The 15,115-nt window shown below is 53.4% G+C and carries 11 protein-coding genes; 4 read left to right on the top strand and 7 right to left on the bottom strand.

The genetic code is table 11. From position 1 onward, the window contains the following. The first annotated feature begins 105 nt into the window (after window positions 1-105). Together crfC and AL479_RS06700 are read left to right on the top strand one after the other, a co-directional pair. Window positions 106-2,460, top strand: a complete 2,355-nt coding sequence (crfC, locus tag AL479_RS06705) for a clamp-binding protein CrfC (protein ID WP_061075534.1) — start codon at window positions 106-108, stop codon at window positions 2,458-2,460. After that, window positions 2,457-3,341: a diguanylate cyclase regulator RdcB family protein gene (locus tag AL479_RS06700; RefSeq protein ID WP_105291730.1), complete on the top strand. Its 885-nt coding sequence runs from the start codon at window positions 2,457-2,459 to the stop codon at window positions 3,339-3,341. Before crfC ends, AL479_RS06700 begins: the two co-directional genes overlap by 4 nt. Before the next feature lie 17 nt (window positions 3,342-3,358). Here AL479_RS06700 and kdgT read toward each other — a convergent pair whose 3' ends face one another. Further along, window positions 3,359-4,357: a 2-keto-3-deoxygluconate transporter gene (gene kdgT, locus AL479_RS06695; protein ID WP_061075533.1), complete on the bottom strand. Its 999-nt coding sequence runs from the start codon at window positions 4,355-4,357 to the stop codon at window positions 3,359-3,361. 700 nt (window positions 4,358-5,057) lie between these two features. Here kdgT and proP point away from each other — a divergent pair. After that, entirely contained in the window at window positions 5,058-6,560 is a 1,503-nt protein-coding gene (gene proP / locus AL479_RS06690; RefSeq protein ID WP_061075532.1) for a glycine betaine/L-proline transporter ProP, read from the top strand. 62 nt (window positions 6,561-6,622) lie between these two features. Then, entirely contained in the window at window positions 6,623-6,712 is a 90-nt protein-coding gene (gene pmrR / locus AL479_RS06685) for an LpxT activity modulator PmrR (RefSeq protein WP_061075531.1), read from the top strand. Here the strand turns inward: pmrR and pmrB are convergent. The 6 genes from pmrB to adiA form a co-directional block, all read right to left on the bottom strand. Then, the gene (gene pmrB, locus AL479_RS06680; RefSeq protein WP_061075530.1) at window positions 6,709-7,794 is read right to left on the bottom strand and encodes a two-component system sensor histidine kinase PmrB; all 1,086 of its coding nucleotides are present in this window, start codon (window positions 7,792-7,794) and stop codon (window positions 6,709-6,711) included. The genes pmrR and pmrB overlap by 4 nt on opposite strands. Then, window positions 7,795-8,469, bottom strand: coding sequence for a two-component system response regulator PmrA (gene pmrA, locus AL479_RS06675; protein ID WP_061075529.1), 675 nt, complete (start codon window positions 8,467-8,469; stop codon window positions 7,795-7,797). Next, window positions 8,466-10,109, bottom strand: a complete 1,644-nt coding sequence (gene eptA / locus AL479_RS06670) for a phosphoethanolamine transferase EptA (RefSeq protein WP_061075528.1) — start codon at window positions 10,107-10,109, stop codon at window positions 8,466-8,468. The genes pmrA and eptA overlap by 4 nt, the downstream gene beginning before the upstream one ends. 98 nt (window positions 10,110-10,207) lie before the next feature. After that, entirely contained in the window at window positions 10,208-11,545 is a 1,338-nt protein-coding gene (gene adiC, locus AL479_RS06665) for an arginine/agmatine antiporter (protein WP_061075527.1), read from the bottom strand. Window positions 11,546-11,673: 128 nt separating this feature from the next. Continuing rightward, the gene (locus AL479_RS06660) at window positions 11,674-12,435 is read right to left on the bottom strand and encodes an AraC family transcriptional regulator (RefSeq protein WP_061075526.1); all 762 of its coding nucleotides are present in this window, start codon (window positions 12,433-12,435) and stop codon (window positions 11,674-11,676) included. A gap of 334 nt (window positions 12,436-12,769) precedes the next feature. Then, window positions 12,770-15,037 (bottom strand): arginine decarboxylase, encoded by a 2,268-nt coding sequence (gene adiA, locus AL479_RS06655; protein ID WP_105291812.1) that lies wholly within the window; start codon window positions 15,035-15,037, stop codon window positions 12,770-12,772. Between the last annotated feature and the right edge of the window lie 78 nt (window positions 15,038-15,115).

Below are 15,115 nucleotides of genomic sequence, written 5' to 3'. Positions count from 1 at the left end.
TTAATAAATTCTTTTTCCATACGTAATTATTAAAGCCGAGCATTCACTAATAAACGAAACGGCTAAATAAAAGCAATAAAAATTTGCGTTAAGGAAACATTTTTTATGTACACACAGACAATATATGAATTGAGCCAGGAAGCGGAACGCTTGCTGATGCTCTCTTTAGAGCATCTTAAGACCGTAAAAAAAATGCCAACGGCCACTCTGGAGGACGCTTCCTCATTAAAGAGTGAGGATGACTTCAACGTTCAGCCCATGCATTTCAGTACCCGGGGTGCCGAGGCCCAGCAGGCCACGCTGAACAATGAGTTGCGAAAAATCTCGCGACTGGAAATGGTACTGGCGATCGTTGGCACCATGAAAGCGGGAAAGTCGACGACGATCAATGCCATTGTCGGCACGGAGGTGCTGCCCAATCGCAACCGTCCGATGACCGCGTTGCCGACGCTGATCCGCCATACGCCTGGTCAGAAAGAACCGGTGCTGCATTTTTCCCACGTTGCGCCCATCGATGCGCTGATGAAAACACTGCAAGAGAGCATGCACGCCTGCGATCGGCAGAATCTGACGCAGGTGTTGGAAATTGATAAAGACATGAACGGCCTCATGCAACGCATCGAAAGAGGGGAAGCGTTTGAGCGCCATTACCTCGGCGCGCAGCCGATCTTTCACTGCCTGAAAAGCCTTAACGATTTGGTGCGCCTGTCGAAAGCGCTGGACGTCGATTTTCCCTTTTCTGCCTATGCGGCGATTGAACATATTCCGGTGATTGAGGTGGAGTTTGTGCATCTGGCGGGGCTGGAGAATTATCCGGGTCAACTGACGTTACTGGACACCCCCGGGCCAAACGAAGCCGGGCAGCCGCATCTGCAAAAAATGCTCAATGAGCAACTGGCTCGCGCCTCCGCCGTTCTGGCGGTGATGGACTATACGCAGTTGAAATCGATTTCTGATGAAGAGGTGCGTCAGGCCATTGCCGCGGTAGGAAAATCGGTGCCGTTGTATGCGTTGGTGAACAAATTCGACCAGAAAGATCGCAACAGCGATGATGAAGAGCAGGTGAGGGCGCTGATTTCCGGTACCCTGATGAAGGGCTGTATTAATCCGGCGCAAATTTATCCGGTCTCCTCGATGTGGGGATATCTGGCCAATCGGGCACGCCATGAGCTGGCAAACCACGGTCATCTGCCGGATCACGAAGAGCAGCGCTGGGTACAGGACTTTGCTGAAGCCGCGCTTGGTCGGCGCTGGCGAAGCGCCGATCTGGATGATATCGAACACCTGCGCCATGCGGCAGATTTGCTGTGGGAAGATTCGCTGTTTGAACAGCCGATCCAGACCTTAATTCATGCCGCCTATGCTAATGCGTCGCTGTATGCGCTGCGTTCCGCCTCGCATAAATTGCTGAATTACGCCCACAGCGCCCGCGAATATCTGGATTTCCGTTATCACTGTCTGACGGTGGCCTTTGACACGTTGCAGCAAAATATCGTGCGTCTGGAAGCGGATATGCAGCAACTTAAGGTGAGCCAGGACAGCGTCAGTGACGAAATCCACCATGAAGTCGGGCTGGCGCTGGCGTCGGCCAACGACTTTCTCAACCAGCAGCAGGCCACGATCTTGCGTAACATCGAGACCTTTTTCAGCCGCGAACAGATCCTGAAACTGTCGCGTGGCGATAGCTGGTCGCCGCTGCCGCAGGCGGAGATTGACGGGGAGATGTTGGTGCTGCATGACGAAGCGCAGGCGCAGGTGATCCTCAGTAAGCTACGTTCCGCCTGTGAGGGCGTCCTGCTGGCGGCGCAGGAAAACATCAGCCGCGACCTGGCGATGCGTTTTGAACAACTGAAAGCCACGCTCAGCCGGTCACTGAACGAGGCAATGCGCCCTATCGAAATGCGGGTGAAAGAGGAGTTGAGCCATGCGGGGTTTCGCCCCCGAATCAGCTTTCCGGCCTTTCACGCGTCCATGTTTAACTTCACGACGCGCCAGTTATTCAGCGATGCGATTGCCCAGCAGGACCACGTCGAAAGTGACGAACCTCGTGTAAGCGGGGTGCGTGAAACCTTCTCCCGCTGGCTGAATCAGCCGAACTGGAGCTGGAATGACTATGTCGAAGCGAAGACACGCTATCTGATTGATATTAATGCGCTACACCAGAGCCTGGCGGAGTACGTCAGCCACTTCTGCCAACAAATTCGTAAAGCTTTAGCCGCGCAGGTCGATGTTTCAGTTACGGCAGGACTGGCAACGTTTTTTGCCGATTTCTCATTGTGCCTGGCGGGATTACAGGAGAGCCTGCGCGAGAGTTTGCTGGTTCGTCAGCAGAATGAATCGGCTGTTCAGAGTCTGAGTCAGCAGTTGCAGCACAGTATTGCCGCCACCGCCTGGATTTATGAAGACTCTCGCCTGCTCCGTGACGACATTCAAACCCTTTTTGTGGCCGAACACACATGACAAACGCGTTACTGGAAGGCCCCGGACGGACGCTGGAGTGTATCCACCCAAAGTTTATGGTCGATCTGGTTCAGGGAGAAGAACCGAAACGGGCAGGCGGCACGTTGCAACAGCAGCAGTTTCGCGAACGTCTGACGCAGGAGATTCTGTCCCAGACGCAGTTACGGGCGTGGGCGATGGCCGGAATGTTCAGCGAACATCTGATGATGCGCCTGAAGCTGGTGGAAAAGCTGGCGGGTATGCTCGATCCGGGGCATCTGGCGCTGACGCGGATCTCTGCGCGACTGCAGGTTCTGCAACAGACGGATCTCTCTCGCGGACCGTCCATCCCAGGGCTGGTTCAGCAACTTAACACCCTCAGCGAGTGGTTTCGCCAGCGCAGTGCCTGGAAGGAGAAGGCGCTGAGCCAGCGTGGCCTCACGGTCCAGGCCGGGGAACACAGTGAACAGGTGTTTACTCGATGGTTGGCGGGGGCCTATGAGGGATGGTCGCTGCCGGGGCGGTGTTTTATTGCGCTTGAAGAGTTGCGTTGGGGACCGTTTGGCGATGCCTGTCGTCTGGCGAATCCGGACGTGGCGGCGATGCTGAAAGATAATCTCCGGGCGATGGCGACAAACTATCTGGCCCACAGTATCAATGCCGCGCCGACGACGCGTCACTATTATCATCAGTGGTTGAGTACCACCGCCGGTTCAGGCGAATACAGCGACATGCTGAGCTGGTTGGGAGACTGGTGCGAGGCGGATAAACATCCGGTGTGCTGGTCTGTGACGCAACGCTGGCAGACGGTTGCGTTGGGTATGCCGCGACTCTGTTCGGCAAAACGGCTGGTGGATGCGATGGTCGAAGAGGTGTTTCCACCCTCTCCCCTTAGGTTTTGAGAGGAGAGGGCTGATGATTAGTGGTTTGCGGATTCCGCTGTCGCTTCTTCCGCCGCTACAGGCGCCGGTAGCCTGGCGAAGCGTTTGGCGTAGAGCGCGGTAATAATCGGCACCAGAATCGCCGTGACCACTACGCTGGCGGCGACCAGCGCCGTCGCGGAGGCGGCGACCGGTTCAAACGCCGGGTTGATTTGCGCGATGATCACCGGGTTGGCAACGGCGGCACCTGCCGCAGAGGACGCCGCGACACCTGCAGTACCATTACCACCACCGATCACACGGTCAGCAATGATCAGCGGAATACCGGTGATGACAATAACCGCCACACCCAGCAGGATGCCCAGCAGACCAGTATCAACAATCACGCCCAGGTTAATGGTGTTACCCAACGCAAAGCCGAAGAATGGAATCAGTACCGGTGTTGCTTTGCTGAAGAACGCACGCAGATCGTGGTCAAGGTTGCCCAGCGTAAAGCCGATCAGGAACGGCAGTACCGCGCCGATAAAGTGATGCGGTTCAAAGGAGCCCAGACCCGCCGCGCCCAGAATCACCATCGTCATCAGCGGACCGGATTCCAGAGACATCAGAACGAACGCGCCGGACTCTTCTTTCGTACCGTACTGGTTCATCAAGCTGGCATACAGACCGCCGTTGGTCATATCCATTGCGGATACAATCGCCAGTACGGAAAGACCGGCAAAGAAACCGGTCTGAATACCGGTATCCGGAATAAACGAGGCGGCAATCATTGCCACTGCCCACGCCACCGCAATTTTAGTAATCACCAGCGTACCGGATTTACGCAGGACCGTACCGGTTGCGCGTAAATCAATTGATGCACCAATACAGAAGAACCACACAGCAAGAATCGGTACCGTGCCGGTAATCATGCCTTTTGTAAAGGAACCAAAATAAGCACCGGTATTCGGCGCCAGGGTATTTACAACCGCACCCAGCAGCAATGGAATCAACATCATCCCACCAGGGATGCGTTCAATGGTGGCTTTAATTCTCATAAATGTCCTCACTTCTTGCCCGTGGAACATACGGGTAAGGTGGCAAAAAATATTAAAATTCAGAAGGTTGTATCTAACAAGAAGGCAGGAAAACCTACATTCTCTTTATGTTCTACGTAGCGATTGCACCGTGTATCGGCGTTTTTCGCTTCCCGGTGGTATTGCAACGACTATTATCTTGCATTCATTGGAATGTTGATTCAATCAAAACGAAACGCTGTTTTAGTTATCTTTGTCACATAATCAATGTAAACATTCCAGCGCGATCTGAATATTTAAAATTACCGTAAAGAAGTTGTGAAAAATGAGAGAGTATTACCTGGCAGAATAATAATAACAGCAGTGACTTTTTATTAAGCAAGCACTACAAAATAGAGATCGAAAACGTAAAAAAGAACAACTCTGCGCGTTAAAAAAAGAGACTCAGGATCACCTAATTTACCTCCGTTGACGAAACCTAAACATATATGTGAAGTTGATCACAATTTTAAACACTGGTAGGGTAGATAGCTCATTAACCGCCCAAATCAGGCGTCAACAGGTTCGGTTGTACAGACCTTAACCAGTCCGTGTAAGTAAACCTGCTACGCTTGTTACAGGAGTTGCGTCTGAGCAACCCCGCGCTCGACGGTGACGTTGCGCCCAGTGCGCCAATGCAGTCGATATGCCGCGAGACAGGGCTTAGTCTACGAGGACAGCTATGCTGAAAAGGAAAAAAGTAAAACCGATTACGCTTCGCGACGTCACGATTATCGATGACGGTAAATTGCGAAAGGCGATTACCGCCGCTTCGTTGGGTAACGCGATGGAGTGGTTTGATTTTGGGGTTTATGGCTTTGTTGCCTACGCATTAGGTAAAGTGTTCTTCCCGGGGGCTGACCCCAGCGTGCAGATGATTGCCGCCCTTGCTACTTTCTCTGTTCCCTTTCTGATTCGTCCGCTCGGTGGTTTGTTCTTCGGTATGCTCGGCGATAAATATGGTCGCCAGAAGATTCTTGCCATCACCATAGTGATTATGTCGATCAGTACCTTCTGTATCGGCCTGATACCGTCCTACGCCTCGATAGGCATTTGGGCACCCATCCTGCTGCTGCTGTGTAAGATGGCGCAGGGCTTCTCCGTCGGCGGTGAGTACACCGGCGCGTCTATTTTTGTGGCCGAATATTCCCCGGACCGTAAACGCGGCTTTATGGGAAGCTGGCTGGACTTCGGCTCTATTGCCGGGTTCGTGCTGGGTGCGGGCGTGGTAGTCCTGATCTCGACGGTGGTCGGAGAAGAGAACTTCCTGGAATGGGGCTGGCGTATTCCGTTCTTTATCGCCCTGCCGTTAGGGATTATCGGACTCTATCTGCGTCATGCGCTGGAAGAGACCCCGGCGTTCCAGCAGCACGTCGATAAACTGGAACAGGGCGACCGCGAAGGCTTGCAGGAAGGACCGAAAGTCTCCTTTAAAGAGATTGCCACTAAGCACTGGCGCAGCCTGCTGGCCTGTATTGGCCTGGTGATTGCTACCAACGTCACCTACTACATGCTGTTGACCTATATGCCGAGCTATCTGTCGCATAACCTGCATTACTCTGAAGATCACGGCGTGCTGATTATCATCGCCATTATGATCGGGATGCTGTTTGTCCAGCCGGTGATGGGATTGCTGAGTGACCGTTTTGGTCGTCGTCCGTTCGTGATCATGGGGAGCATTGCGCTGTTTGCGCTGGCAATCCCGGCCTTTATTCTGATTAACAGTAATATCATCGGCCTGATTTTTGCCGGTCTGCTGATGCTGGCGGTGATCCTCAACTGCTTCACCGGGGTTATGGCGTCTTCACTGCCAGCCATGTTCCCGACGCACATTCGTTACAGTGCGCTGGCGGCGGCATTTAATATTTCGGTACTGATTGCCGGTCTGACGCCAACGCTGGCTGCCTGGCTGGTGGAAAGCTCGCAGAATCTGATGATGCCTGCTTACTACCTGATGGTTATCGCGGTGATTGGTTTTATTACCGGTATCACCATGAAAGAGACTGCGAATCAGCCGCTGAAAGGGGCAACGCCCGCCGCCTCGGATATTCAGGAAGCGAAAGAAATTCTCGGTGAACACTACGATAATATCGAGCAGAAAATTGAGGATATCGATCAGGAGATTGCGGACCTGCAGGCGAAGCGTACGCGCCTGGTGCAGCAGCATCCGCGAATTGACGAGTAAAGCTTAAGGTTTGCTTAATCTCTGACTGGCACACTCTCTTCCATACCCTGGAGGAGAGTGTGATGAAACAGCGTATTTATGAAAGTATAACGACCGTATTCAGCGTACTGATTGTCAGTAGCTTCCTGTACGTTTGGGTCTCAACCTACTAAACCTTTTTCAACAGCACCGAGGCGCGGGTTCCGGTTGTTCCACTGCGATTTTGCAGGAAAAACTGCCCGTGGTGCAGCTGCGTAATGCGGCTGACGATGCTTAACCCCAGGCCGATTCCGCCGTAACGGCTGTCCATACGGACGAAGGCTTTGCTGAGTTCTCCGCATTTGCTCTCATCGATCCCCGGTCCTTCATCTTCTACCGCCATTGTCATTGTTGCGTCGTCATCGACATTCAGCGTAATGGCGATAGTGGTGCCTTCCGGACTGTAGCGATGGGCATTTTCCACCAGATTACGCAGCAGCATCCGCAGCAGCGTCGCGTCACCCTGAACAATGGCATCGTCCTGGCTGTCAGGCAGCAGTAGCGTCTGTTCGCGCTGTTCCAGCATCGTGCTCAGCTCGTCGTAAGACGGCAGGATCACATCTTCCAGCAATCTGACATGCTGATAATTTCCCGATGAAAAAGACTGGCCCACGCGGGCGAGTTGTAACAGCTGCGAGACGCTGTCCATCATTTGATCAAGACGACCCAGCAGCGGCGCGACATCCACGTTATGCGCTTTTGACAGCAGTTCCAGATGCAAACGGACGCCCGATAGCGGCGTTCGCAGTTCGTGCGCCACGTCGGCGGTAAACAGACGCTCGTTCTCGATGGTCGTGGTCAGTCGATTGACCAACTGGTTGAGCGCCGAAACGACCGCTTCGATTTCGACCGTTGAGCTGTGAATTTCGATAGGGGAGAGATTATCCGCCGTGCGGGTTTCTAACTCTTGTTGCAGATTGGCGAGCGGACGGGTAATGCGACGAACGGCCTGATAGCAGATGAACAGGGTTAACCCCACCATGAACACGCTGGGGACGATCAGGCTGGCGACCGCCTCGCGGATTTCATGCATGATGTGGCGATCGTTATTGCGGTTATCCCGCAGCGCCTGTTCAAACAACTGGATCTGCTCAGTGCTTTCATGCCAGAGCCAGAAGGTGCTGATAAGCTGGAAAACCAGCAAAATCATGCCGATGGTGATCATCAGCCGCCGACGCAGGGTCATGGGCTGGCGCAGAAAACGCTTCAGATTCAATTAGTTTTCCTCAGTCGCGGTCGCCACCAGCATGTAGCCAAAGCCGCGCACGGTACGAATACGGGATTTGCCCACTTTATCGCGCAGGTTATGGATATGCACTTCCAGAGTATTGGTGGACGGTTCGTTATCCCAGTTATAGATGTCGTTATAGAGAATTTCCCGGTGTACCGGGCTCCCCGATTTCAGCATCAGACGCGACAGCAGCGCGTACTCTTTAGGGGTGAGAATTAACTCCTCTCCCGCTTTCCACACCTGGCGGCGACCCATGTTCAGCATCAGGTCGCCGACCACCAGTTCACTCTCGCCCTGGTTATTGTGACGACGCAGCAGCGCGCGGATTCGGGCGTGCAACTCTTCCAGCGCAAAAGGTTTCACCAGATAATCATCGGCCCCGACGTCCAGCCCGGAAATCTTATCGCCGAGCGTGTCCCTCGCGGTGAGGATCAGCACCGGCAGGGTATATTTTTTCTGTCGGATGCGGGTAAGAAAATGCAGGCCATCTTCGTCAGGCAGGCCGAGGTCCAGCACCACCAGACTGTAATGACCGGTTTCCAGGCATTGCTCAGCCGCACGGGCGGTCGATACGCCATCGCAGGCGTACCCTTCGGTTTGCGCCGCCAGAATCAAGCCCTGCAAAAGCAGCGTATCGTCTTCAACAATCAGTATTTTCATTGCGTGGTTCTCCTGCAGGGCTGCAGAATATCATCTGCGGCCTGATATTGCGTGGTCTGTACGCCGGTCAGTCCCAGCATGGTCGAGAAAAGATTGTCCTGCGAGTAATCCTGAGTACGCGCCTGTTTTTGCAGGCAACTGGCATCAACCTGATAGCGCTGCTGATAATCCTCTGACAGCCACAGCAGCATCGGCACATGCTTCTGGGAGTCTGGCGCAATGGCATACGGCAGGCCGTGCAGATAAACGCCGTTTTCACCCAGCGACTCGCCGTGGTCAGAAAGATAAACCAGGCTGGTGGTGAATTTGTCCTGATGCGCTTTCAGAAGATTAATTGTTTTATCAACAATATAGTCAACATACAGCACGGTATTATCGTACGTGTTCACTAATTGTTCCTGTGAACAGGTCTGGATTTCATTGGTATCGCAGGTTGGGGTAAATTTCCTGAATTGCGGCGGATAACGGTTGTAATAGGTCGGGCCGTGGCTGCCAATGGTATGCAGCACGATCACCCCGTCACCTTGCAGGTTGTTGATGTACTCTTCCAGACCGTGGAACAGAACCTCGTCATAGCATTCGCCGTCGATGCATTCCCCTTTCAGGTTTAACGCTGTCATATTCTGATGCGGCACGCGGTCACAGGCGCCTTTACAGCCGCCGTCGTTGTCATTCCATAACACGTTAACGCCCGCGCGCTGGATAATATCGAGCATCCCTTCCTGATGCTGCGCCAGCTCTTCGTCGTAATGCTTACGCGGCATGTTAGAGAACATGCACGGTACAGAGACCGCCGTGGCGGTACCGCATGACGTGGCGCGCGGGAAGTAGACCACATTATCTTTGGCCAACAGCGGGTTGGTTTCGCGGGAGTAGCCGCCGAGCGAGAAGTTTTCGCCACGCGAGGTTTCACCGACGATCAGGATGGTCAGGTTTTTGCGCTTCTCTTGCTGCATCAACGGATTACGATGTGCGTCTTCACCGATGCGTACCAGCGGCAGGTGCGCGAGGCGCTGATGGGAATACCATGACCAGCTGGCGACAATGCCGTTAGACGGGCTGAGGGCTTTGACCAGTTCTTTATTGTTGCGAAACAGCGAGGCGTAATCTTTATAGAAAAAGGCCGCCACCAGCACGATCAATAACACGGATACCAGTACGTTGGCCGCGCGATACAGCACGCTGCGCAGAACTGGCGTGGTCGGTTTGATTTTGATCCAGCAGGCGACGATGGCCGCTACAATGCCGCTAAGACCGAGCGTGAGCACCATTCGTGGCGTCATCAGGGCGAACGTTTCGGCAGGTGTCGTATCCACCATATTGGCAATCATCGAGCGGTCGATGATGATGCCGTAGGTCATGATGAAGTACTGCGCCGACGCGGCCATCAGAATAAACAGGCAGGCCAGCAGGCGGTTCAGCCACAGGAAAGAGGCCAGCGTCAGGACAATATTAATGACGCTGAACGCCACCACGGGCATCGACAAGAAGACCAGGATGTTACGCAGGGAATCCAGCGGCAGGTCCTGCACAACCTGCTTGTAGAATGCGATGTTCAGACAAACTGACAAATAGAATGAAACCAGTAGTAACCAGGCCAACAGGCTGAGAAGAGGTCTTTTGACAATGCGCTTTAACATGGTGGAGCTTCCGTAGACTAAGTCGCGCAGATCCTCGCAAAGTAAAATTAAGCCAACCTTAAGAACTTAAGGTTGGCTTCATAGTGTAAAAGAGGGGATTAGTTGCGGTTAACCGGCGCATCCAGCGGGAAGGGGTTTTTGTGGATCCGGTTGTAGTTCAGGGCGTACAGCGCGGTGATGATCATCAGGGTCACGAATGACCACATCACCTCTTTCGCGCCGGAACCCACCACTGCCCAGATGCAGTAGATAAAGGCGACAAAGGTCACCAGCAGATAGAGCGGACGGGCTTTGCCGAAGTGTCCGTGGCCGAGCAACAGCAGCGCGGCACAGGTGTACAGATACGGCACCAGCGTAAAGATGACGGACACTGAAGAGACGAGACCAAACTCTTTCGCGGCGTTTGGCGACATACTGCTGAACTGGAAGATGGTCATCAGAATACCGACGATAATCAGCCCGGCAACTGGCGTACCAGCCTTATTTACACGGGCAAAAATAGGCGGGAACAGACCGTCATCGGCGGCGGCTTTCGCGGTCTGTCCGGCCAGCAGCGTCCAGCCGCCCAGCGACCCTAAGCAACCTGCGGCCGCGCAGAAGGAAACAATCGCGCCGGCGGTGTTACCCAGCGCCATACGTGCCGCGTCACCGAACGGTGAAGCGGAGACGCGCAGCGCGGCGTTGGGGATCATCCCCATGATGGCGGTTGTGGAGAGCACATAGCATACGGCCGCGATCAGCACCCCGCCAATGGTGGCAATCGGCACGTTGCGCTTCGGGTTTTTGACCACACCTGCCGCTACCGAGGCGCTTTCGACCCCGATGAATGACCACAAGGTGACGTTAAGGGTGCTCTGAATCGCCCCGAAGGTGTCCATGCCGCTCACGTTCCAGGCCGCCATATAGGTTTCGCCACGGAACCAGAACCAGCCAAACACCGCGATACCGACGATGGGGACCAACGCCAGTACAGTAGCGACGGCTTGAACGCGGGTGATCATTTTCGGACCAACAATATTGAGCAGAACAAAAATCCACAGCACCACGACGCAGGTAAGCGTCAGCACCAGCGGATCTTTCAGAATCGGGAAGAAGTAGCTCAGGTAACCTACGCCGATAACAACCATCGCGATATTACCGATCCAGCAGGCCAGCCAGTACAACACGTTGGTCTGGTAACCGAGGAATGGCCCAAAGCAACGACGAGCATACGCGTAAGAACCGCCGGGACTGGGATCTAAGGACGACATTTTTGCATAGACCATCGACAGCGCCAGCGCGCCGATAATCGTGACTAACCATCCGTAGATTGCAATCCCGCCGGTGGCGGCCAGGTTCGCAGGGAGCAGGAAAACCCCTGAGCCCATGATATTCCCCGACACCATTAAGGTGACGGGGATTAAGCCCACTTTGTGAGCATCAGCATCCGAGGACATAAATACACTCCTGAAAGGAACAATAAATGATGTCTCATAATACGCCTTCAGGTGTCGGTTGAATTATGTGCGACGTGGGTTATCGCTAATGCTGATATTATCGTAGCTCATTGCAAAATGTTCAAAAATCACGCGACTGCGCGATCTTTAAACTGGCTGACATAATGCAGCGGAGTCATGCCATAATACTCTTTGAAAACAGAGATAAAGTAAGATGTACTGTTATAACCACACAGTTCGGAAACCTGGGATATATTCTTGCCATCCATCAGGAGTTGATTAACGGCATAGCGCATGCGGCAAGTGGTGATGATTTGACTGTAGCTGGTATTTTCGCTTTTGAGTTTCTTCTTTAGCAAACTCGGGCTCAGGCAGAGACAACGGGCGACCTGGTTAAGATTCCAGGCTTTATGAATGTCACTCTCAATAATATGGTAAACGCTGTCGCTGACGCGACTTCGCAGCATATACATGAGCAGGGGCATGAACTTCTTACTGTCGAGAAAGCGTGATAGCACGGTGAACAGCAGGGAGCGCGTGCGTTCTTCTTCACCAGGACTGTCGGTGTGGGCAATGCTGTGCTGCGCTGCGACCCGAAAGACATCGGGGGTCAGGCAATCGGCGGTTAATACCGGGGAAGCGTTCCGTTGCCAGAGCGGAATAGCCGTGAGATCTTTATTTAAGAAACGTAGATATTCTTTAATGATATCGCGGCTAATATATGCAACCAGTGCGTTATTAATTGATGAGATATCGATGATGTTATTTTCACAGGCGATAAGCGCCATATGATTCGCTTTTAAATTGATAGCCTCTTTACCATTTACACGTAGCCAGACGTCTTTTTCAGTTAACACTATAATGCAAGGATTATTGCTGAAAATTCTCATACCCCAACTCCTGAAATATGAACATAAAATATCCGTTCTCGCCAAAGGGGAGAGATAAAGCAGATATTTTGATTTGTATGATGAATTAGGTCCGTAATAAAATAATGGTTTTTGTCGGAATTACAATAGGCGTCAGATAATAGCTATGTACAGAAACTTTTACAGGGTGGAAACCCTGTATTGTAGATAAAAAAAAGCGCGGGGGGACCCGCGCAAAAAGGTATGACAATGTTGATTTTTTTCAGCAATACTCAGGAAACGCTCGTCATAACCCTACGGCCTAAACCAGGCTGCGTCAGGGTGGCCATGTCATGACGCAGTCGTCGGAATAGATTTACGCTTTCACGCACATCACGTGATAGACGCCATCAATGATTTCAGTGCCTTCGGTTTCATGTTCGAAACCCGGGAAGTGGTGATCCCAGGACTGCAGGGCGCGGAGATAGCCCACCTGCGGACTGTTTTCGTCACCGAAGTTCTCGCCGGAAAGCAGCATCGGGATTCCCGGTGGATAAGGGATCACTGAGTTTGCTGCAATGCGTCCCGGCAGTTTCTCAATGGCCACCATTTCGATGTTGTCGTTAACGATAGCGTTATAGGCTTCACGCGGCGTCATTGCGGCAACCGGCAGGCCGGAATAGGCGGCGTTGAGCTTCGCGCCCGGATTGTTTTCCCGCAGCCAGGCGAACATCCGATCGCCCAGGTCGTGAATGCCCATATTGGCGTAGGTTTCAGGATGTTCTTCGACCAGTTCCGGCATAACCTGTGCCAGTGGGGTGTTGGCATCGTAGTGATGTTTAAATGAGCACAGGGTGTTGATCAGCGTTCCCCATTTCCCACGCGTGATGCCCATCGAGAACAGGAACATGATCTGAAAATCGGTGGTTCGGGTTGGCACGATTCCGTGACGCCCAAGCCAGGCGGTGACCAGCGCGGCAGGCACCCCCGTCTCTTCCAGTTCGCCGTCGTCACCCATCCCCGGCGCGAGAATGCTGACCTTGATCGGGTCAAGCATGCTCCAGTTATCGGGTAAGTCTTTAAAGCCGTGCCAGGATTCGCCAGGACGCATCACCCAGCAGTTCTGGTCTGTTGCCAGCAGTTTCGTCGGCGCATCAGCAAAATCGAATGTTTTCCCGGTCTGCGGATCGGTGACCACGTCTTTGTTCCACGGCTTGAAGAACCAGTCGCCGTCGGCGCTGAACTCTTTATACAGACGTGCCATGGCCTGACGGAAGTCGATGGCTTCGTCGATCACTTCCTGAGTCAGCGACAGGCCGCTGTTGCCGTCCATCATGGACACCGCCACATCGTTAGATGCGCAGATGGCATACAACGGCGAGGTGGTGGCATGCATCATGTACGCCTGATTGAAGCGGGAAAAATTCACCGCGCCGCGGCCTTCACGCACGTGGATGTAAGACGCCTGAGAGAGGGCGTTCAGCAGTTTGTGCGTAGAATGGGTGGCGAAAACGGTAGGACCGCTGTGATCGCCCGGTTCACCGCGCATCGCATAGTGGTCGGCGTAAATCGGATTAAAGCGGGCGTAGCCGTACCAGGCTTCGTCGAAATGGATGCGGTCGGTGGTCTGCGCCAGTAACGCCTGTGCGGATTTCGCGTTGTAGCAGACACCGTCGTAGGTACAGTTGGTCACCACGCTATAAGACGGCTTTTGCCCCACCTTGCCTTTGGTCAGCGGGCTTTCGCTGATCTTTTTCTGTAAGGTTTCCGGCTGCATTTCCTGCGGATAGATAGGGCCGATGATGCCGTAGCGGTTACGGCTGGGCACCATATACACCGGTTTCGCACCGGTCAGGATCAACCCCTGTTCAATCGATTTATGGCAGTTACGGTCCAGCACCACCACATCGTTATCGGTCATGCAGGCCTGCATAATGGTGCGGTTAGAGCCGGACGTCCCGACCACAACGGACCAGGAACGGTCTGCGCCAAAGACCCGCGCGGCATATTTTTCGCTTTCGCCGAAAGCACCGGTGTGATCGAGCAGAGAGCCCAGCGACGCCCGTTCAATCCCCATATCGCTGCGAAACAGGTTCTCGCCGTAATAGTCATGATAGAAGCGACCGGCAGGCGTTTTGGTAAAGCCAACGCCGCCCTGGTGGCCCGGTGCGGCCCAGGAGTATTCGTGGATATCGCTATATTTCATCAGCGCATTGAACAGTGGTGGCAGCAGTTGCTGACGATAACGGGTCATCGCGGCGACCGCGCGCCCGGCGATAAAGTCAGCGGTATCTTCGAGGATCCAGGCGAACTCATCGACAAGCTCCAGCATATCGCGGTCCAGCGAGGCGGTGGCTTTCTCTCTGTCACCTAACAGAAAGACGGGCACATTTTGCTGGCGTTCATGAAGCTTACCGATCAGTTCTCTGACATTCTGATGTTCATCAGGCTGTTCCATTTGATAACTGAACATCAGGCAATCAATGGCTTCGTTTGCTGACAGGATGGCGTAGCCGTCGTCGAAAGACGTGGACTTAATGACGGTAATATTTTGCCGACTTAAGGCGTCTGCCAGACGTTCCACGGCCTTGCCAACCCAGGTGTCCTGATGCAGAAATTCACTTTCAACAATTAATACTTTCATCATCTTTTACCCGGTTGTGGAGGAATCTGTGATGCGGGCAAGTATTATCCTGACTAAAAAAGGTGTAAAGAGGGCCCG

It is taken from the genome of Citrobacter amalonaticus, from assembly GCF_001559075.2.
In the GTDB taxonomy this organism is placed as follows: domain Bacteria; phylum Pseudomonadota; class Gammaproteobacteria; order Enterobacterales; family Enterobacteriaceae; genus Citrobacter_A; species Citrobacter_A amalonaticus_F.
The sequence above is the reverse complement of the archived record's forward strand: the minus strand, read 5'-3'. Positions and strand labels throughout refer to the sequence as shown.